21 protein-coding genes are annotated in these 16,534 nt (G+C 72.8%); 13 read left to right on the plus strand and 8 right to left on the minus strand.

All coding sequences use genetic code 11. From position 1 onward, the window contains the following. Positions 1-233: 233 nt before the first annotated feature. The gene (locus tag ACFV6X_RS23690; RefSeq protein WP_365452662.1) at positions 234-725 is read right to left on the minus strand and encodes a MarR family transcriptional regulator; all 492 of its coding nucleotides are present in this window, start codon (positions 723-725) and stop codon (positions 234-236) included. Positions 726-874: 149 nt separating this feature from the next. Between ACFV6X_RS23690 and ACFV6X_RS23695 the strand changes: the two genes are divergently transcribed. From ACFV6X_RS23695 to ACFV6X_RS23720, 6 genes are all read left to right on the plus strand, one after another. Further along, positions 875-2,035 carry a PP2C family protein-serine/threonine phosphatase gene (locus ACFV6X_RS23695; RefSeq protein ID WP_385386554.1) on the plus strand — a complete coding sequence of 387 codons (1,161 nt, stop codon included), beginning with the start codon at positions 875-877 and terminating at the stop codon, positions 2,033-2,035. A 144-nt stretch (positions 2,036-2,179) separates the two neighbouring features. Next, positions 2,180-3,079, plus strand: coding sequence for an STAS domain-containing protein (locus ACFV6X_RS23700; RefSeq protein ID WP_385386556.1), 900 nt, complete (start codon positions 2,180-2,182; stop codon positions 3,077-3,079). Continuing rightward, positions 3,076-3,465 carry an STAS domain-containing protein gene (locus tag ACFV6X_RS23705; protein ID WP_385386484.1) on the plus strand — a complete coding sequence of 130 codons (390 nt, stop codon included), beginning with the start codon at positions 3,076-3,078 and terminating at the stop codon, positions 3,463-3,465. Before ACFV6X_RS23700 ends, ACFV6X_RS23705 begins: the two co-directional genes overlap by 4 nt. Next, positions 3,462-3,911 (plus strand): ATP-binding protein, encoded by a 450-nt coding sequence (locus tag ACFV6X_RS23710; protein ID WP_385386486.1) that lies wholly within the window; start codon positions 3,462-3,464, stop codon positions 3,909-3,911. The genes ACFV6X_RS23705 and ACFV6X_RS23710 overlap by 4 nt, the downstream gene beginning before the upstream one ends. After that, on the plus strand, positions 3,908-4,975 hold the full coding sequence (locus ACFV6X_RS23715; RefSeq protein WP_385386488.1) for a SpoIIE family protein phosphatase: 1,068 nt from the start codon (positions 3,908-3,910) through the stop codon (positions 4,973-4,975). The genes ACFV6X_RS23710 and ACFV6X_RS23715 overlap by 4 nt, the downstream gene beginning before the upstream one ends. Beyond that, positions 4,959-6,791, plus strand: coding sequence for a SpoIIE family protein phosphatase (locus tag ACFV6X_RS23720; protein WP_385386490.1), 1,833 nt, complete (start codon positions 4,959-4,961; stop codon positions 6,789-6,791). The genes ACFV6X_RS23715 and ACFV6X_RS23720 overlap by 17 nt, the downstream gene beginning before the upstream one ends. 109 nt (positions 6,792-6,900) lie before the next feature. Here ACFV6X_RS23720 and ACFV6X_RS23725 read toward each other — a convergent pair whose 3' ends face one another. Beyond that, positions 6,901-7,410 carry a MarR family winged helix-turn-helix transcriptional regulator gene (locus tag ACFV6X_RS23725; RefSeq protein ID WP_385386492.1) on the minus strand — a complete coding sequence of 170 codons (510 nt, stop codon included), beginning with the start codon at positions 7,408-7,410 and terminating at the stop codon, positions 6,901-6,903. Between the two features lie 153 nt (positions 7,411-7,563). Further along, on the minus strand, positions 7,564-8,289 hold the full coding sequence (locus tag ACFV6X_RS23730) for a hypothetical protein (protein ID WP_385386494.1): 726 nt from the start codon (positions 8,287-8,289) through the stop codon (positions 7,564-7,566). A 44-nt stretch (positions 8,290-8,333) separates the two neighbouring features. On the opposite strand from ACFV6X_RS23730, the gene ACFV6X_RS23735 reads away from it, so the two are divergent. After that, on the plus strand, positions 8,334-8,480 hold the full coding sequence (locus tag ACFV6X_RS23735; RefSeq protein ID WP_385386496.1) for an EamA family transporter: 147 nt from the start codon (positions 8,334-8,336) through the stop codon (positions 8,478-8,480). A 4-nt stretch (positions 8,481-8,484) separates the two neighbouring features. Here the strand turns inward: ACFV6X_RS23735 and ACFV6X_RS23740 are convergent, their stop codons facing one another. Continuing rightward, positions 8,485-8,901: a VOC family protein gene (locus ACFV6X_RS23740; RefSeq protein WP_385386498.1), complete on the minus strand. Its 417-nt coding sequence runs from the start codon at positions 8,899-8,901 to the stop codon at positions 8,485-8,487. Between the two features lie 148 nt (positions 8,902-9,049). Further along, entirely contained in the window at positions 9,050-9,541 is a 492-nt protein-coding gene (locus ACFV6X_RS23745; RefSeq protein ID WP_385386500.1) for a MarR family winged helix-turn-helix transcriptional regulator, read from the minus strand. 148 nt (positions 9,542-9,689) lie between these two features. On the opposite strand from ACFV6X_RS23745, the gene ACFV6X_RS23750 reads away from it, so the two are divergent. The 5 genes from ACFV6X_RS23750 (at position 9,690) to ACFV6X_RS23770 (ending at position 13,155) form a co-directional block, all read left to right on the plus strand. Then, positions 9,690-10,202: a YceI family protein gene (locus ACFV6X_RS23750; protein ID WP_385386502.1), complete on the plus strand. Its 513-nt coding sequence runs from the start codon at positions 9,690-9,692 to the stop codon at positions 10,200-10,202. Between the two features lie 128 nt (positions 10,203-10,330). Further along, a complete protein-coding gene (locus tag ACFV6X_RS23755; protein WP_385386504.1) occupies positions 10,331-10,723 on the plus strand; it encodes a cell division protein SepF in 393 nt (130 codons plus the stop codon). Between the two features lie 226 nt (positions 10,724-10,949). Next, the gene (locus ACFV6X_RS23760; RefSeq protein ID WP_385386505.1) at positions 10,950-12,125 is read left to right on the plus strand and encodes an AAA family ATPase; all 1,176 of its coding nucleotides are present in this window, start codon (positions 10,950-10,952) and stop codon (positions 12,123-12,125) included. Continuing rightward, the gene (locus tag ACFV6X_RS23765; protein WP_385386507.1) at positions 12,122-12,475 is read left to right on the plus strand and encodes a nucleotide pyrophosphohydrolase; all 354 of its coding nucleotides are present in this window, start codon (positions 12,122-12,124) and stop codon (positions 12,473-12,475) included. Before ACFV6X_RS23760 ends, ACFV6X_RS23765 begins: the two co-directional genes overlap by 4 nt. A 209-nt stretch (positions 12,476-12,684) precedes the next feature. Further along, positions 12,685-13,155, plus strand: coding sequence for a DUF6099 family protein (locus tag ACFV6X_RS23770; RefSeq protein ID WP_365452687.1), 471 nt, complete (start codon positions 12,685-12,687; stop codon positions 13,153-13,155). A 544-nt stretch (positions 13,156-13,699) separates the two neighbouring features. Here the strand turns inward: ACFV6X_RS23770 and ACFV6X_RS23775 are convergent. After that, positions 13,700-13,906 carry a hypothetical protein gene (locus ACFV6X_RS23775; protein ID WP_385386509.1) on the minus strand — a complete coding sequence of 69 codons (207 nt, stop codon included), beginning with the start codon at positions 13,904-13,906 and terminating at the stop codon, positions 13,700-13,702. Between the two features lie 252 nt (positions 13,907-14,158). Between ACFV6X_RS23775 and ACFV6X_RS23780 the strand changes: the two genes are divergently transcribed. Next, positions 14,159-15,082 (plus strand): LLM class F420-dependent oxidoreductase, encoded by a 924-nt coding sequence (locus ACFV6X_RS23780; RefSeq protein ID WP_385386511.1) that lies wholly within the window; start codon positions 14,159-14,161, stop codon positions 15,080-15,082. A 34-nt stretch (positions 15,083-15,116) separates the two neighbouring features. Here the strand turns inward: ACFV6X_RS23780 and ACFV6X_RS23785 are convergent, their stop codons facing one another. Both ACFV6X_RS23785 and ACFV6X_RS23790 read right to left on the minus strand, forming a co-directional pair. Further along, on the minus strand, positions 15,117-15,599 hold the full coding sequence (locus tag ACFV6X_RS23785) for a hypothetical protein (protein WP_385386513.1): 483 nt from the start codon (positions 15,597-15,599) through the stop codon (positions 15,117-15,119). Further along, on the minus strand, positions 15,599-16,450 hold the full coding sequence (locus ACFV6X_RS23790; RefSeq protein ID WP_385386514.1) for a DUF4232 domain-containing protein: 852 nt from the start codon (positions 16,448-16,450) through the stop codon (positions 15,599-15,601). Before ACFV6X_RS23790 ends, ACFV6X_RS23785 begins: the two co-directional genes overlap by 1 nt. Positions 16,451-16,534 lie beyond the last annotated feature (84 nt).

Genomic DNA, 16,534 nt, shown 5'->3' on the forward strand with positions numbered 1-16,534 from the left:
CCACAATTGCGCAGGTCGTCGCCACTCGGGGTACCCGATACGAAACGGCGGCTCAGCCAACAGTTGTCGTTTGACAACTATGCCGCGAGGCAAGAAGGTAACCGTGTCGTGACGGGGCACGGGGAAGGGTCAGGAATGTGTTCCGGTGAACGGAGGGCGCCCGGCGGCGGGCGCCGGCGCGACAGGGCGCGGAAGTCCCCGGCGGGGCGGCGGGTTCAGGCGGTCCGGCGGGTTCAGGCGGTCCGGCCGCGGGGGATGTCCGCGTCCTCGTCGTGTATCCGCGCCGAGGCCGCGTCGCAGAACGCCTCCAGCCCCTGCACCAGCGCGACCCGGTGGGCGGCGGGCATCTGGTCCAGTACCGACTGCAACGCCCGTTCCCTGCGCGCGCGCAGATCGGACAGGAAGGCACGCCCCCGGCCGCTGAGATACAGCCGTACCTCGCGCCGGTCGGCCGGGCTCACCACCCGCTCGACGAACCCGGCCGCCTGCAGCCGGTCGCACAGGCGGCTGGTGGACGGCGGTGTGGAGGCCAGCGAGTCGGCGAGGGTGCGCAGGTTGATGCCCTCGTGGTGTTCGAGGATGAGCATCACGCGCAGCTGGGAGGCGGACGCGGGCGCGGTGGACGCCCGGCCCCATAGGACCTCCAGCAACTCCGCGGCCGTGGCGGTCACGCGCGCGGCGACCTCGTTCGGCTCGGGGCGGGGGCGGAAGGCAGTCACAGGCACACTCTCGCAGGCACGGGGATGCCCGTCAGCGTACTAGGCGCGGCAGCCGGCCGGAGATGCCCTGGACGACCGATGCGGGCGGTCCGGGCGGCTTCGGCGCCCGCGTGAGGCCCGTAGGCGTTCGGCGAAGGATTGGTGTGTTGAACATCGTGAACAGATTTGTGGCCGCTGAGCGCGCGTTGCGCACGGCGGCACCCCATGAGTTGCTCGACGCTGTCCGCCGCGTACTGGTCGAGCAGTACGCGGCGGAGTCCGTCGAGCTCTACATGGCCGACTACGGCCTGACCGTGCTGCAGCCGGTCTCCGTGCTGCCGCACACACTGGAGCCGGTGTCGGTCCACAACAGCCCCGCGGGCCGGGCCTTCGGGGCCCAGGAGCCCTTCCTGGAGGACACGCGGGACGGAGTGGTCCGCGCGCATCTGCCGGTCACCGTCCGCGGCGACCGGCTCGGCGTGCTCTCGGTGACGCTGCCCGACGACGAGCAGGTGAAGGAGTGCCTGGGCGAGCTGACGGAGATCGCGGAGGTGCTCGGGCACGAGGTGGTCGTGGCCGAGCGGGACACCGACGTCTATCTCCAGGCCCGCCGCAGGGACCGGCTCACGCTCGCCGCCGAGATGCAGTGGCATCTGCTGCCCGGGCGCTCCTGCGCCCGGCGCGAGTACGAGCTGGGGGCCCAACTGGAGCCCGCCTACGCCATCTTCGGGGACAACTTCGACTGGTCAGCGACGGCCGACCGGCTGACGCTGTACGTCACCAACGGCATGGGCGAGGGCATAGAGGCCTCCCTGCTGACGAACCTCGCGATCAACGCGCTGCGCAACGCGCGGCGGGCCGGCATCCCCATCGCCGACCAGGCCGCGCTCGCCGACCAGGCGGTCTACGCCCACTACCGGGGCCGCAGTTATCTCTCGGTGCTGATGCTCGACTTCGAGCTCGCCACCGGGCGCGCCCGGGCGGTGGACGCCGGCTCCCCGCAGCTGCTGCGGATGCGCGGCGGCACGGTCGAACGAGTCACCTTCGAGGCCCAGCTTCCGCTGGGCATGTTCGAGGAGACCGACTACGTGGCGCAGGAGTTCCAGGCCGAGCCCGGCGACCGTCTCGTCTTCGTGAGCGACGGGGTCTACGACGTGGCCTCGCCGGGCGGAGAGGTGTACGGGGACGCCGCGCTCGCGCGGGCGATCCTGGCCACCCGTCTGCTTCCCGCGGCCGAGGTGCCGCGCGCCATCCTCCACGAGCTGACCGGCCATCGCGGCCGGCCGGCCCCGGACGACGACGCCCTCGTGGTGTGTCTGGACTGGCACGGACGATGACCAGGGGCACACGAAGGCACCGCCCGGGTAAGGGGATCGCGTGTTGTTCGCGCCGCGCCCCCGGGGCTAATGTTTGTCATACGGCAATTAAAGGCTGAAGTTGGGCCGCCCGCCAGGCCGCAGGAGCCTGTGGAGAAGGAGACGATGCAGGTGCAGGAGCACGACGCGGCGGACGAGTCGGCCGCGCGGCAGGTAGCCGCCTTCCTCGACCGTTCCCGGGAACAGATCGCCCAGCGCTGGGCCGACGCCGCCCTGTTCCGTACGGTCTTCACCGTTTCGCGCGACGAGGCGGTGGAAGCCGGCAAGGCCGTGGTCGACGCCCTGTCCGCGGTCGCCGGATCCGGCCGGCTGGAGGACATCGCGGCGCCCGGCTTCGAAGGCGTGCGCGACCAGCTGGGGCGGATGGCCTCCTCCCGGGCCCGTACCGGACTGACCCCGGCGCAGATCGCCGAAGAGGTGGCCGCGCTGCGCGAACCGGTGGTCGCCCTGCTGCGCGAGGGCTTCGCCGACCCGGCCGATCGGCAGGCGGACGGCGCCGTGCTGGCGCTGACCGTGCTGATGGGTACGCTGCGGCTGGTGGTGATGGAGCGGGCGCTCAGCGCGGGCGAGGAGCTGATCGAACGCCAGCGGCAGCAGCTGCTGGAAGTGGCCACCCCGGTGGTCAAGTTGTGGGAGGGGACCGTCGCCGTGCCGCTGATCGGCACCCTGGACAGCGCGCGCAGCCAGGTCGTGATGGAGAACCTGCTGGACGCGATCGTCGCCCAGCGCGCCCGGTTCGCCATCCTCGACATCACCGGTGTGCCCACCGTCGACTCGCTGGTCGCCCAGCACCTGATGAAGACGGTGGCCGCCGCCCGGCTGATGGGCGCCGAGTGCATCGTCTCCGGCATCCGGCCCGCCATCGCGCAGACCATCGTCCATCTCGGTATCGACCTCGGCTCCGTGCTCACCCGTGCCACCCTCGCCGACGCGCTGGCCCACGCCATCGCACGGCAGGACGCCGAGGTCTCGTCCCGCGCGGCGGCGGGAGCGAGCCCGCAGTGAGTGCCTTCGCCGACCCGGCGGCCCCGGTGCCCGTACTGACACTGGGGGATGTCCTGCTCGTCAGTCTCCAGGGCGAGTTGCACGACGGCATGGCCGAGCAGCTCCAGCAGGACATCACCCGGCGCATCGCGGGCAGCGGGGTGACCGGGGTGGTCATCGACATCTCCGGCGTGGACATGGTGGACTCCTTCCTCGGCCGCGTCCTCGCCGAGATCGCCTCCAGCGCCGGTCTGCTGGCCGCCCGTACGGTGCTGGCCGGCATGCGGCCCGCCGTGGCGATCACGCTGGTCGAACTGGGGCTCACGCTGCCCGGTCTGGTCACCGCGCTGGACACCGAGCGCGCGCTGGAACTCCTCGGCCACTCGGCGAGCGGAGGGCGCACATGACGCCGACCTCCCGCCAGGCCGCCACGACCACCCTGCAGATCGGATCGGACGCCGATCTGGCCTGGGTGCGGCAGCAGGTGCGACAGGTCGGATCCGAACTCGGGTTCGGACTGGTGCAGTTGACCAAACTGGTCACCGCGGCCAGCGAACTGGCCCGCAACACCCTCGTCCACGGCGGCGGAGGACATGTGGAGATCACCCCGCTGGACAACGGCCAGGACCGCGGGCTGCGGCTGTCGTTCGTCGACGCCGGGCCCGGCATCCGGGACGTCGAGAGTGCCATGACCGACGGCTACACCACCGGCGGCGGTCTGGGCCTCGGCCTCAGCGGGGCCAAACGCCTCGTCCACGAACTGGCCATCGACACCGAGCCCGGACGCGGCACCACCGTCACCGTCGTCGCCTGGAGCTCCGTACTCCCCACCGCCCGGCCGGGGACCGTATGAGCAGGGTGTGGGACATCCCCGTGCACGACTCCACCCGGGTCCGGGACGTCCGGGTCGCCGCCGAGGCGGCCGGCGCCCGGGCCGGGCTCGACCCGCACCGCATCGCGGTGGCCTCCCTCGTGGCCACCGAACTCGCCACGAACCTCGTCAAGCACGCGGACGGCGGCCGTATCGTGATCAATCTCGTCGAACGCCCCGCCGCGGACCGGCCCGTGCCCTCGGTGCAGCTCGTCTCCCTCGACCACGGGCCCGGCATCACCGACGTCGAGGCCGCGCTGCGCGACGGCCACACCACCGCCACCACCTCCCTCGGCGCGGGCCTCGGCACGTGCCGGCGGATATCCAGTGACTTCGACCTCCACAGCGTCCGCGGCCGGGGCACCGTGGCGATCGCCCGCATCGACAGGACGCCCGCGGCCCGGCACGCGGTGCCCGAGTCCGGCCCGCGCGTGGGCGGTGTGAACATCTCCCTCGCGCAGGCCGAGTACTCCGGCGACGCCTGGAGCTGGGTCCGCAACCGGAAGCTGCTGACGCTGATGCTCGCCGACGGGCTCGGCCACGGCGCCAAGGCCGCCCAGGCCTCCGGTGCCGCCGTCGAGGAGCTGCGCCGCTCGGAGCATCTGCCGCCCATGGAGATCCTTCGGCACCTCAACACCGCGCTGCGGCCCACCCGGGGCGCCGCCGTCGCCATAGCGCAGCTGGACCTGGACACCGACCAGCTCCGCTTCGCCGGCATCGGCAACATCGGCGCCCGTCTGCACACTGGCGGCGACTGGCAGGCGCTCGTCTCCCACCCCGGCATCGTCGGCTCGCACTTCCCGGCCACCGTCCCCCAGCGGCAGCTGGCCTGGCGGCCCGACAGCATGCTCGTCCTGCACAGCGACGGACTGCCCAGCCGCTGGACCCCGCCCGGCGACCCCGGCCTTGCGCACCACGATCCCGCGGTGGTGGCCGCCGCCATCCTGCGGGACGCCAGCAGCGCCGCCCGCCCCGTACGCGACGACACCAGTGTGGCCGTACTGGCCCCCGACAGCCGGACGCGCGCCCATGACCGCCGCTCCTGACACCTGGACCATCAGCTCGGCGGCCGACGCCGCCCGGGCCCGCAGCGCCGTGGCCCGGCTCACCGAACACGCCCCGGCCCTGGACCGCGCACGCTTCCTGACCGACCTCACCGCACAGCTGCGGCTCTGCCTCGACGAGGGCGGCGCGGAACTCGTCCTCAGCACCCGGCACGCCGACCGGCTCCAGGTCGACGTGCACCCCACCGGCCGGCCCACGCACCGGCTCACCCTGACCTGCCCCCCACGCCCCGGAGGGAAGGCCACCGACGGCGCGGACCTCGCCGCCGCGCTGCTCACGGCCGACGAGGACGCGGGCGAGCTGGTGGACCAACTGGACGGAGTCCGCGAGGAACTGGAGGACCTCCAATGCAAGCTGGCCGGACTCCGCCGCCAGCAGGGTGCCCTCCAGGAGAAACTGGACGAGAAGGAGGCCCTGGTCCGCTTCCATCGCGAGGAGCTGCACGAGACCAACCAGGGCGTGCTGGCCCTGCACGCCGAACTGGACGCCGCCGCCCTCGCCCAGCGGGAACTGCTGGACGCCGAACGGGCCGCGCGCGCCGAGGCCGAGAGCGCGCGCCGGCTGCTGACGTTCCTCGCAGACGCCAGCGCCGTCGTGACCGCCTCGCTCGACCACGACGCCATCCTGCGCCGGCTGCCCGAGCTCCTCGTCCCCGAGTACGCCCTCGATGTCGACATCTGGCTCTTCGACGACGAGGAGGTGCCTCGGGGCGGTACGCGCCCCGCCGCCGCCGTGACCGCCGCCCGCACCGGCCGCCCCCAGCACGCCGCGGGACACGCCGGCGGCCTGTCCGGCGTGGACGATCTGCCCGCCTCCGTGCTGGCGCCGGACCGGCCGCTGCTGTCCATCCCGCTCACCGCGCACCGCATGCTGGGTGTGCTGACGCTGACCGCGCCCGGCTCCCGCTTCGACCCGGACACCTCCGTGATGCTGGTCGAACTCGCCCGCCGGATCGGCACCGCGCTGGACCACGCCCGCCGTTACGAACAGCACCGCGACATCGCCGAGGCCCTGCAACGCGCCCAGCTCACCGACCTGCCCGAGGTCGAGGGTCTCACCCTGGCCGCCCGGTATCTGCCCGCCACGCGTGGCCTCAACATCGGCGGCGACTGGTACGACGCCTTCCCGCAGCCCGACGGAAGCCTGCTCGCGGTGATAGGAGACGTCACGGGGCACGGACTGCGCGCGGCCGTCATGATGGGCCAGTTGCGCACCGCCCTGCGCGCGTACGCAGTCGAGGGCGACGGCCCCGCCCGGATCCTCACGCGGCTGCACCACATGCTCCGCCACCAGCAGCCCGATCTGTACGCCACGGCGGTCGTCGCCCGCTTCCGGCCCGGCGACCCGGCCCTCGTCTGGGCGTCCGCCGGGCACCCGCCCCTCGTCGTGCGCGAACCCGGCGGCGAGGTGAGGGCCTTGGACGCCAAGCCGGGGATCATGCTGGGCGTCCCCATCCCGTACGAGTACCAGGAGCACTCCGTCGACCTGCCGCGCGGCTCGACGCTCGCGCTGTACACCGACGGCCTGGTCGAGCGGCGGGCCCTGGGCATCGACCCCGGCATCGACCGGCTCACCGCGACGCTGGCCGAGCTCAGCGGGAGGGAGTTGGAGCGCGACCTGGACGCCTCCGCCGAGTCCCTGCTCACACCGATGCTGCGCGACTCCGAACGCGACGACGACGTCTGCATGCTGCTGTGCCACACCACCCGCACGCCGTCCCCGGTGCCCGTGCCGTCCCCGAGAGCGGACCGGGGAGCCGTCCACGCCGACGCCACGGGCCGGTCACTGCCGCGCTAGGCACTGTCGTCGAAGCCACCCGTCCGCCTCGCGACGCCATCCGCGCGGACGACGGGAGTTCGACGACGGGTGCCGGAAGGCGGAGTTCGCGTGAGGCCGCGCGCCGGTCTCACCCGTCGGACGCCACGTCACCCGGCAGCGGTGCCCGGTCCGTCCGGGTCGCCAGGAACGCCCGCAGCCCCCGGCCGAGTGCCTCCCGCTCGTCGGGCTCCATCCCCGCCAGCGCCGCCCCCAGTGCCCACGCCCGCCGCTCGGCCACGTCGTCGAGCACATGCCTGCCGTGGGCCGTCAGACTCAGCCGCACCTCACGCCGCTTGTGTGGATGCAGCTTCCGCTCCAGCAGACCCGCCGCCTCCAGCCGGTCGCACAGCCGACTGGCCGTCGGAAGCCCTATGTCCAGCCGCTCGGCGAGCCCGGTGAGATTCAGCCCCGGCGCCACCTCCAACGCCCGCAGCGCCCGTAGCTGATGCAGCGACAGCCGCAGCACCGCGCCCTGCGCCGCCAGCGACCACAGGTTCGTCAGGCGCTCCACGGCATCGGCGATCTCGGGCGCGACGGCCTGCGGACCGTCACCCGATTCCTTCGCCTGATCGTCGCCGGGGCCGACGAGGTGGGTCACGAAAACATCACTTTCAGTAAGCTCCGGGCAGGTGAAAGTCACCCTCTCAGACGCTGTACCCGAAGGGGGCGAGGACATACGGTCCGGATCCGGTGCATCCGATCGTCATCGTCGGGGCGAAGGAGGGCAGGGGCATACCCATGCCCTTGTCGATCACGGCCCGGTCGCGGCCCCGGCGCCGGTTCCGGAGCCGGGTTCGGGTGAGGGGCGCCGGCGATGGGTGAGGCACTCGCCCTGCTGTCCGCGCTCTGCTTCGGCGTCACCCACTTCGTCAACGGCCTGGTCTCGCGGCGCCACGACGGCATGACCGTCGCGCTCCACGCCCAGTTGGGCGGGACGGCGCCGGCCTGCCTGCTGGCGCCCGCCCTCGGCACCGGCTCCGCCTCGTGGGCCGACCACGGGTGGGGCGCGCTGTCCGGCGTCGGCACGGGCATCGGGGTCACCTTCCTCTACCGGGCGATGTCCCAGGGGGGCGATGAGCGTCGTCGTCCCCGTCAGCGACGTCGGCGCCGTGGCACTGCCCGTACTGGTCGGCGTGGCGGCCCTGGCGGAGCGGCCCGCCGCGCCCGTCTGGATCGGTATGGCCGCCGTGCTCCCGGCGTTGTGGCTGGTGTCGCAGGACTCGACGCCGGGCCCGGACGGCGGACGCAGCGGCGCGGTCGGCGCTGGTGTGCCCGGCGCTCTGGTGGCGAGCGTGGGCTTCGGGGTGCAGTTCCTGGCCATGGCCCAGGTGGACGCCGGGAGCGGGCTGTGGCCGGTGGTGCTGAGCCGGGTGGTGTCCGTCGTGGTCATCGCCGCCGTCCTGGTCCCGTACGGCGGCGGACTGACCCTGCCGGGCCGGTCGTGGGCGGCGACGGCGATGGCGGGGGCGGTCGGCACGCTGGCGATCGTGCTGTACCTGGAGTCGACCAGGGGAGCAGCTCATGGCGGTGGCCACGGTGCTGTCGTCCCTCTGTCCGGCGGTCCCCGTCGTCCTGGCCCTGCTGTTCCTGAAGGAACGCCTGAACCGCCGTCAGGTGACCGGCCTGGCGTGCGCGGCGCCGGCGATCGGCCTCATCGCGCTGCGCTGATCGCTCAGCCCTGCTGCCCGCTGATGTTGACCATCCAGGCGGTGCCGAAGCGGTCCTGGCACATGCCGAAGACGTCGCCCCACATCTGCTTCTCGATCGGCACCGTCACCGTGCCGTCGGCCGACAACTTCTCCCAGTAGCCGCGCAGTTCGGCCTCGTCCTCACCGCTCAGGCTGATCGAGTACGCGTTGCCGCGGCTGTACTCCTCGCCGGGCGGGGTGTCCGCGCACATCAGGGTGAACCCGCTCGGCGTCTCCAGCATGCCGTGCATGATCTTGTCGGCGTCGGAGGTACCCGACTGGCCGCCGAGGTCGGCGTAGGTGGCCACCGCGAGCGTGCCGCCGAAGACCTCCTTGTAGAACTCCAGCGCCTGGCGGGCGTCGCCTTCGAAGACGAGATAGGGGTTGAGTCGCGAAGCCATGAGAACCTCCCGAAGGGAGCGGACGGTCATTGCTCCGCACCCTAGCCGGGGCCACTGACAACGGCCCGCCGTACCCGGCCGCGCCCCGCCCGGCGCCTCGTCGCCCGCCCTTGGTCACCGTCCGGTCCCGGAGGCGTCCGTCCGCCGTTCAGTCCTCGCCGAGGCCCGGCAGCAGGCCGCGCACCGCCTCGCGTTCGGCCGGGCCCATGAACGCGGCCAGCGCCTCGGTGACCGTCGCGGCCAGGACGCCGGACGTCTCCTCCAGGAGCCGGCGGGCCTTGTCCGTGAGGGCGACCTCGATGCCGCGCTTGTCACCGCAGACCGAGCGGCGGGTGACGAGCCCGGCGCGCTGGAGGCAGGCGATCTGGTACGTGAGCCGGGTCTTGGGGCGGCCCAGCAGCTCCGCGACCCGCGTCATCCGCAGGCCGCCCTCCGGCTGCTCGGCCAGCAGGCATAGCACCAGGAACTCGTCATGGGAGACATCGAGACGCTCCTTCACGACGGACCGCAGCCGCTGCTCCACGGCCCCCGTCGCCGCCAGCAGTCGCATCCACGCCCGCAGCTCGGGCGGCAGCAGTCCGTCGCCCTGCGCGGACGGGCAGGAGCGCAGGTCGGCGGGCGGCTCGGAGGACGCGGTCATAGGGTCGAGTGTACCTGTTGTCCAAATTTGGATGAGGGTGCGCCGGAGCGGTCGCCCCGATTGGTTGTTCAGATTTGAACAGTCGGTTAGCGTGTGGTCATCCAAATTTGGAGTACTTGCCGAGTGCTCGATCGACAGGAGAACCACCATGACCGTCACCGTGGAAACCGGCCTCTGGCAGCTCGACACCACCGCCTCCACCGTCGCGCTGCGACACAAGACGCTGTGGGGTCTGGCCACCGTCAAGGGCGCCCTCGCCGCCGTCGGCGGCCGGGGCGAGGTCGGGGCGGACGGCTCGGCCACCGGCACCGTCACCCTGGACGCGACCTCCCTGGACACGAGGAACGGCAAGCGTGACGAGCACCTGAAGTCCGCCGACTTCCTGGACGCCGGCAAGCACCCGGAGATCACCTTCGTCGTCGGTGAGGCCCGGCTGCGTGGTGAGGGCGCCGCGCACGTCACCGGGGAACTGACCGTGCGCGGCGTCAGCCGGCCGCTGACCCTCACCGCCCGCGTCGTGGGCGCCGACGCCGGTACGGTGACGCTGGACGTGGAATTCACCGTGGACCGCCACGAGTTCGGGGTCGCGGGCAACCAGATGGGGATGATCCGCGGCCTGACCACGATCGAGGCGTCGCTCCGCTTCACGCGCGCGGACTGAGGCGGGTGACACGCGAAGAAACAGCTGCTTCGCCGTCGCCGACCGTGTCGCTGTTCGGCCGAACGGGTGACATGGCGTAAGAATTGGGCGGTGCAGGCGATGAGTGCGAGGCAGATCGGGGGGAGCCGGTGAACAGCCACGACGTCACCGATGAACAGTGGGAAGGGCTCGCCCAGGTCGTGCCGTTGCGGGGCCGTGACGCCTGGCCGTCCGCGGTGGGCCACCGTGCCCTGCCGGAAGCGCCGACCGAGGCCCGCCGCCGTTTCGTGGTCCTGCGTGTCAACGTCTTCGCGGACGCCCGTGAGGTCGCCGAGACCCTGATGGCCGGTATCCCGGTCCTCCTCGACCTCACCGGCGCCGAGACGGACGTGGCCAAGCGTGTTCTGGACTTCAGCACCGGCGTCGTCTTCGGCCGGGCCAGCGGGATGCACCGGGTGGACCGCAACGTGTTCCTGCTGACCCCGCCCGGGACCGAGGTCCAGGGGTTGATGGAGGGAGCGGCGGGCGTCACGGGAATGTAGAGGCACCCCGAGGACGCGGGCGCGTCCCGCGACGTGAGCAGGGCGTCCGCGAGGTATGCCGGGATGCCCCGAGGTGAGCAGCGGCGTCCGCGAGGTGTGCCGGGGCCCCCGAGGTGAGCAGGGGCATCCGCGAGGTGTGCCCGGGGGCAGGCCGGCGTCGCCCGATCGTAGGAAGGTCCGTCAGGCGGAACGGTTCGGCCGTCTCGCGGTCTCCTACGGTCCGGACATGGCCGCGCCTCCCATCACCCCGCCCCCCACGCCTCCCCACCCGCCCGCCGCCCCGGGATGTCCGGAGCGGCCGTGCGTCACGGAGTTGCGGCTGTCCGCGTTCGCCGGGCACCGCGGCGCCGGGTTCCCGCTCGGGCCGTGCACGCTGCTGGCCGGGCCGAGCGGTTCCGGCAAGACGACCGCGCTGCGGGCCTACGAGGCGCTGGCCCGGCTCGGCGGCGGGGCCCCGCTCGGGGAGGTGTTCCCGGATCCGGCTGCCTGTGTGCCGGAGCGGGCGCGGCCGGACGCCCAGCGGCGCCGCGGTTTCCGGATCGGCTGTACGGCGGACGGTCCCGAGGGCCCGGTGCGGCTCGACATCGCCGTACAGGCCGAGCCCGAACTGCGTGTCGTCGGCGAGCGGTTGACGTCCGGGCGGATGGTGCTGCTGGAGACCGCGCTGCGCGATCCGGGACGGCGTGCCGTGCAGGCCGCGTGGCACAACGGGGGATCGGTGCCGGTGACGCGGGCCCCGCTGCCCGACGACCGGCTCGGTACCGCGTTGCTGCCGTTGCGGGTGGCGGGCAAGACCGACGGGCAGCGGCAAGTGCTCGCCGCCGCGGAGCAGATGGTGGTGGCGCTGCGGTCGGTGTTCGTCTGCGATCCGCTGCCCGAGCGGATGCGTGTCCCGGCACCGGCCGGCGCCGGGCGCCTTCTCGGCGGCTGCGGCAACCTCGCGGGCGTCCTCACGCGCACCCGCGAGGAGTGTGCGCGACGGCACGGGCTGTTCGTCGCGGCGGTACGGGCCGGCTGCGCCGGGAACGTCACGGACGTGCTCGCCGAGGCGGCCGCCGACGGCACGATCCTGGGGAGCCTCGACCGGGGCGACGGATACCGGACCGGCTTCGGACGGCTCGGGGACGGGGAGTTGAGATATCTGGCGCTCGCCCTGGTGCTGCTCACCGGGCCCGGCGTCCTGGAGGTCGACCCGGCCGGCGAGGTGCCCGCCGCGCTCCAGACGCTCACAGTGCTGGCCGACGGCTTCGACCGCGCGCTGGACGTGCCGCAGCGCACCGAACTGCTGCGGCTGGCGGCCCGGATGGGGGAGCGCGGGCACATCCGCTGGGTCGGTGCGGTCAGCGACGCGTCGTGGGCGGCGGGGGAGGACGGGATCACGGTGGTACACCTGGAGCCGTGACAGCACAGTCGGAGCATCCCGAACCGCCGGATCTCGCCACCCTTCAGCGCCGGCTCGCCGCGTTCGCCGCCGCGCGCGACTGGCAGCCGTACCACACGCCCAAGAACCTGGTCGCCGCCCTCAGCGTCGAGGCCTCCGAACTTGTCGAGATCTTCCAGTGGTTGACGCCCGAGGAGTCGGCGCAGGTCATGACCGACGCCGAGTCCGCCCATCGCGTCAGGGACGAGGTCGCCGACGTGCTGGCGTATCTGCTCCAGCTGTGCGAGGTGCTCGGCATCGACCCGTTGGCCGCGCTCGCGGCGAAGATCGACCGCAACGAGGAGAGGTTCCCGGCGCCGGAGGGTCCGTGAGCTGTGGCGGAATCCGGCGGTCCGCCAGTGGGAGGGTGGCAGTCCGCTTTCACTCTACGTATATGAATCCCGAACTGAATCCGAATTGTTGTCCACAGATTTCGGTCTTCCACTGGCTTTTCGTCTCAGGGGACCTCACGCTGGGTAGTGAACAAGGGAGTTCGGTCAGACGTGCGGCGAGAGCGCGTCGGGACAGACGGGGGCAGCGCATGGACGCGGTGCGGCTCATCCTGACGAGCAGGCGTGCCCTGGCAGGAGGGGGTGAGGTCTCCGAGATCATGACGGAGGTGTGGCAGGCGCAGGCTCTGGCGCAGGCGATCGGCAGCCGCCTCGCGGTCTTCGGCCCGCCCGAACTGCGCGGTGAGGCGCTGGGGTTGACCGAGCTGGCGGGTCGCGGCTGCGGCGTGCTGGACGCCCCGGTGCTCGCACCCGGTGAGCTGCGCGCGGCCCAGCTCACCGAGCTGGGCGACGCCCGCCAGGCTTTGCTCCACCTGGGCAGTTTGCTCGGCGAGGTGGGCATCGCCCTGGTCGGCATCACCTGCGCCGCCCCCGACGAGGGGACGTACTGGCAGTGCATGGAAGCCATCGACGCGGCGGACGAGTCGAGAGACCGCGTCCTGGAAATGCTCCGCAAACTGGCCGACCGGGAACAGGCGGTACCCGCACGGGAGGCGGGCTGAAGCACGCCGGGCAACTCTGAAGTGCCGCTGTGAGCGACAGGCGCGGGGTGCGCCGCCTGGTGGCGGACGGAACGGCGACGGCTGGTGTTTCGGGCACCGGCACGATCGGGTGCGGGGCCACCCCGCGCAGCAGCACGGTGGCGCTGTGGCGTCCCGGAAGCCGGGCCTGTCTGTGCCTGGTGTTCCGGCCGGGGCCCGACCGGGTCGTCGCCGACGGCTCTTTCGACGAGGGCGCGGCGACGCGCCCGCCGGACGAGGGACCGGCGGAGGTGGACGGCTGGCCCCTTCGACCCCGTGACGCCGAGAAAGATCCACCAGACGGCCCCTGGACACCCCAACCGACGCGCGGGCCCTGAACGTCGCGCCCGTGCCGGCTGGGCGTTGCGACCCGGTCAGGGTGGGCGGCTGTGGGCTGTGGTACGCGTGTGGGCGACCGTCCTGCTCCGGTCGGCGGAGCGCGGCGCGCCCGGTCGCCGTGGCTCGGTCGGCGGAGTCCGCCGTACCCGGCCGCTGCCCCCCGTCGCTCAGCGCAGCCCCCTGTCCCTCAGGGCCGTCCCGGTCCCTCCGGTGGTTCAGACATCCGTTCGGTCGCGGCCGGCGGTGTCGATCTGTTCGTGCCCGCTGCCTGGAGGTCGGCGTCGAGGGCCGACAGGTCCGCGTTCAGCGCCGCCATCAGCTCCTCCATCTGCTGCAGCAGCCCCTTCGGCCGGGCCCCGCCCCCGCCCTGCTGCGGGGCGGTCTCTTCGGACATGACGGCCTCCTCGGCCCTGGCCCCGGGAGGGCCGATACGGGTGTCGCTCCGGCGTCGACCGGCCGGTGCGGGCGCCGGGCGGTCCGGCTCCGCCCGAGCCAACGATCACCACCAGGGCCGGTCACTGGCGCGGGCGCGCACCCGTGCACGGCGTTGACGTGTTTCACCCTGGCCGGGGACGCGGCCACGCCCCGGGCGACGGCGGTCCGCACCGATGCGGTGCCCGGCCGCCCGAGCAGGCAGGATGGGGTCATGGATCTTCGAATCTTCACCGAGCCCCAGCAGGGGGCGACCTACGACACCCTGCTCACCGTCGCGAAGGCCACCGAGGACCTGGGCTTCGACGCCTTCTTCCGCTCCGACCACTATCTGAAGATGGGCTCCGGGGACGGTCTGCCCGGCCCCACCGACGCCTGGATCACCCTCGCCGGACTGGCCCGTGAGACCCAGCGCATCCGGCTCGGCACCCTGATGACCGCCGGCACCTTCCGACTGCCCGGCGTGCTCGCCATCCAGGTCGCGCAGGTCGACCAGATGTCCGGCGGCCGCGTCGAACTCGGCCTGGGCGCGGGCTGGTTCGAGGAGGAGCACGCGGCGTACGGCATTCCCTTCCCGAAGGAGAAGTTCGGCCGCCTGGAGGAGCAACTGGAGATCGTCACCGGGCTGTGGGCCACGGAGCCCGGCCGCACCTTCGACTTCCACGGCACGCACTACCAGCTCAAGGACTCCCCCGCGCTGCCCAAGCCCACCCAGCCGAAGATCCCCGTCCTCGTCGGCGGCCACGGAGCGACCCGAACGCCCAAGCTGGCCGCGAAGTACGCCGACGAGTTCAACATGCCGTTCGCCTCCGTCGAGGACAGCGAGCGCCAGTTCGGCCGGGTGCGCGCCGCCGCCGAGGAGGCCGGCCGCAAGGGCGACGACCTCGTCTACTCCAACGCCCTCGTCGTCTGTGTCGGCAGGGACGACCAGGAGGTCGCCCGCCGCGCCGCCGCGATCGGCCGCGAGGTCGACGAGCTGAAGCTCAACGGCCTTGCCGGTTCCCCGGCCGAGGTCGTCGACAAGATCGGCCGCTACGCCGAGATCGGCTCCGGGCGTCTCTACCTCCAGGTCCTCGACCTCGCCGACCTGGACCACCTGGAGCTGATCTCCGCCCAGGTCCAGGCCCAACTGCCGTAAGGAGCGAGTCCGGACCGCCCCGCCGCCGCGTCCCTCACCCGCTTCGCCCCTGCTCGCGCGTCTCCGGCTCGGACGCGTACCCCGCGCCGACGGCGAGCAGGACGCTGGACAGAGCGAGGAAGGCGGCGGTGGGGTTGATGTATCCGGGCATGCCGGTCGGATAGCTCTCGCCCGTCTTCGTGTGGCAGACCAGCCTGAGCGGTATCACCTGGACGTCGGCGCTCATGGTCACTGCGGCCTTCTCAGGGCCGCCGGCCGCGAGGCAGGGCCGGATCGGCGAGGATCCCGTACCGCTGTCCTCCACCTCCATGTAGTCGCTCAGCACATGCAGCGACCCCCAGGTGTACATGATGGCGGCCGCGGCTCCGGCCAGGGCGGCGCCGGAGCGCAACCGCGTCACGCGGTCCGCCCGCCGCACGCCGTGCGCGGAGAGGGTGCTGAAGCCGTAGCCGCACAGGCCGAACGCGGTGACCGCGCCGACGACGAGGATGAGCAGGAGAACGAGCCCGTCGCCCATCAGTTCACCGGCCGTTCCGGCTGCCGCTCCTGCTCGTCCCTCTGCCAGGCGCCGACCCCGAGCTTGCCCGTCGTCCCCAGATCCAGCTCCGGGACCACCGTCACGGGCGCCGCGCCGGGCTTCGCCCAGGTCCGCGCGTAGGGGGCGTTGACGGCCTCGCCGAACTGCGTGGTGTTGCGCCAGACCAGGCCGGCCCTGGCGCGCTCGCCGGGCGCCAGGGTCAGCGGCCGCGGCGGGGCGTCGGCTCCCGTGCCGGAGGCGATGGCGTCCCCGCCGTCCAGGATCCGCACCCCGTCGACGGGCCGGTGCTCCTCGTCGAGGATCTCGATCTCCGGGTAGCCGTCGAGCGCGTACGGCTCGCTGCCGCAGTTCTCCAGGTGCAGCCCCACGACCCGCAGACCCATCGCGGCGTCGCCCTGATCGGCGTGGACCCGCACCCCCGAGGCCGGGCACGGGCCCGTCTCGGAGGGGGCCTCGTCGGCGGGGACGCTCCTGACCTTGGAGATCGACACGCGCTCCCCGTCGGCCAGGGTGACGGTCCGCCGCACCGGCCGGCCCGGCTCGACCGACTCCACGGTCTCCTGCGCGCCGGACATCGCGGCACCGGTCTCCGACGCGAAGGTGAAGGAGACGGTGTACGTGAAGGCCTCGGCCCCTTCGTGGGTGACCTCGAACTCGACACGGTCGCACGCGGGGCCGCGCTGGCCGGTGATCCTGACGCCGTCCCGCTCCGTCCACGACGGGTCGGTGGGACAGGGGGAGCCCGAACCGCCGCTCGGCGAACCGGCGTGCTGGGTGCCGCACGCCGTGAGCAGCAGCAGGGCGCAGACGGGCAGAAGGAGGGGGCGCATCCGCCGAGTCGACCAGTACCGGCCCCGCGGAGCTGTGACGGAAGCCACCCCTCCGGTCACAGCCCTGTGACAGCCGAACCCGGG

The organism is Streptomyces sp. NPDC059861 (assembly GCF_042731435.1).
In the GTDB taxonomy this organism is placed as follows: Bacteria; Actinomycetota; Actinomycetes; order Streptomycetales; family Streptomycetaceae; genus Streptomyces.

Excerpts from the sequence above, each read along its gene's own strand:
- ACFV6X_RS23700 (WP_385386556.1), top strand. The coding sequence starts at position 2,180 with ATGCAGGTGCAGGAGCACGACGCGGCGGACGAGTCGGCCGCGCGGCAG.
- ACFV6X_RS23710 (WP_385386486.1), top strand. The coding sequence starts at position 3,462 with ATGACGCCGACCTCCCGCCAGGCCGCCACGACCACCCTGCAGATCGGA.
- ACFV6X_RS23715 (WP_385386488.1), top strand. The coding sequence starts at position 3,908 with ATGAGCAGGGTGTGGGACATCCCCGTGCACGACTCCACCCGGGTCCGG.
- ACFV6X_RS23720 (WP_385386490.1), top strand. The coding sequence starts at position 4,959 with ATGACCGCCGCTCCTGACACCTGGACCATCAGCTCGGCGGCCGACGCC.
- ACFV6X_RS23735 (WP_385386496.1), top strand. The coding sequence starts at position 8,334 with ATGGCGGTGGCCACGGTGCTGTCGTCCCTCTGTCCGGCGGTCCCCGTC.
- ACFV6X_RS23740 (WP_385386498.1), bottom strand. The coding sequence starts at position 8,901 with ATGGCTTCGCGACTCAACCCCTATCTCGTCTTCGAAGGCGACGCCCGC.
- ACFV6X_RS23745 (WP_385386500.1), bottom strand. The coding sequence starts at position 9,541 with ATGACCGCGTCCTCCGAGCCGCCCGCCGACCTGCGCTCCTGCCCGTCC.
- ACFV6X_RS23750 (WP_385386502.1), top strand. The coding sequence starts at position 9,690 with ATGACCGTCACCGTGGAAACCGGCCTCTGGCAGCTCGACACCACCGCC.
- ACFV6X_RS23760 (WP_385386505.1), top strand. The coding sequence starts at position 10,950 with ATGGCCGCGCCTCCCATCACCCCGCCCCCCACGCCTCCCCACCCGCCC.
- ACFV6X_RS23770 (WP_365452687.1), top strand. The coding sequence starts at position 12,685 with ATGGACGCGGTGCGGCTCATCCTGACGAGCAGGCGTGCCCTGGCAGGA.
- ACFV6X_RS23775 (WP_385386509.1), bottom strand. The coding sequence starts at position 13,906 with ATGTCCGAAGAGACCGCCCCGCAGCAGGGCGGGGGCGGGGCCCGGCCG.
- ACFV6X_RS23780 (WP_385386511.1), top strand. The coding sequence starts at position 14,159 with ATGGATCTTCGAATCTTCACCGAGCCCCAGCAGGGGGCGACCTACGAC.
- ACFV6X_RS23785 (WP_385386513.1), bottom strand. The coding sequence starts at position 15,599 with ATGGGCGACGGGCTCGTTCTCCTGCTCATCCTCGTCGTCGGCGCGGTC.
- ACFV6X_RS23790 (WP_385386514.1), bottom strand. The coding sequence starts at position 16,450 with ATGCGCCCCCTCCTTCTGCCCGTCTGCGCCCTGCTGCTGCTCACGGCG.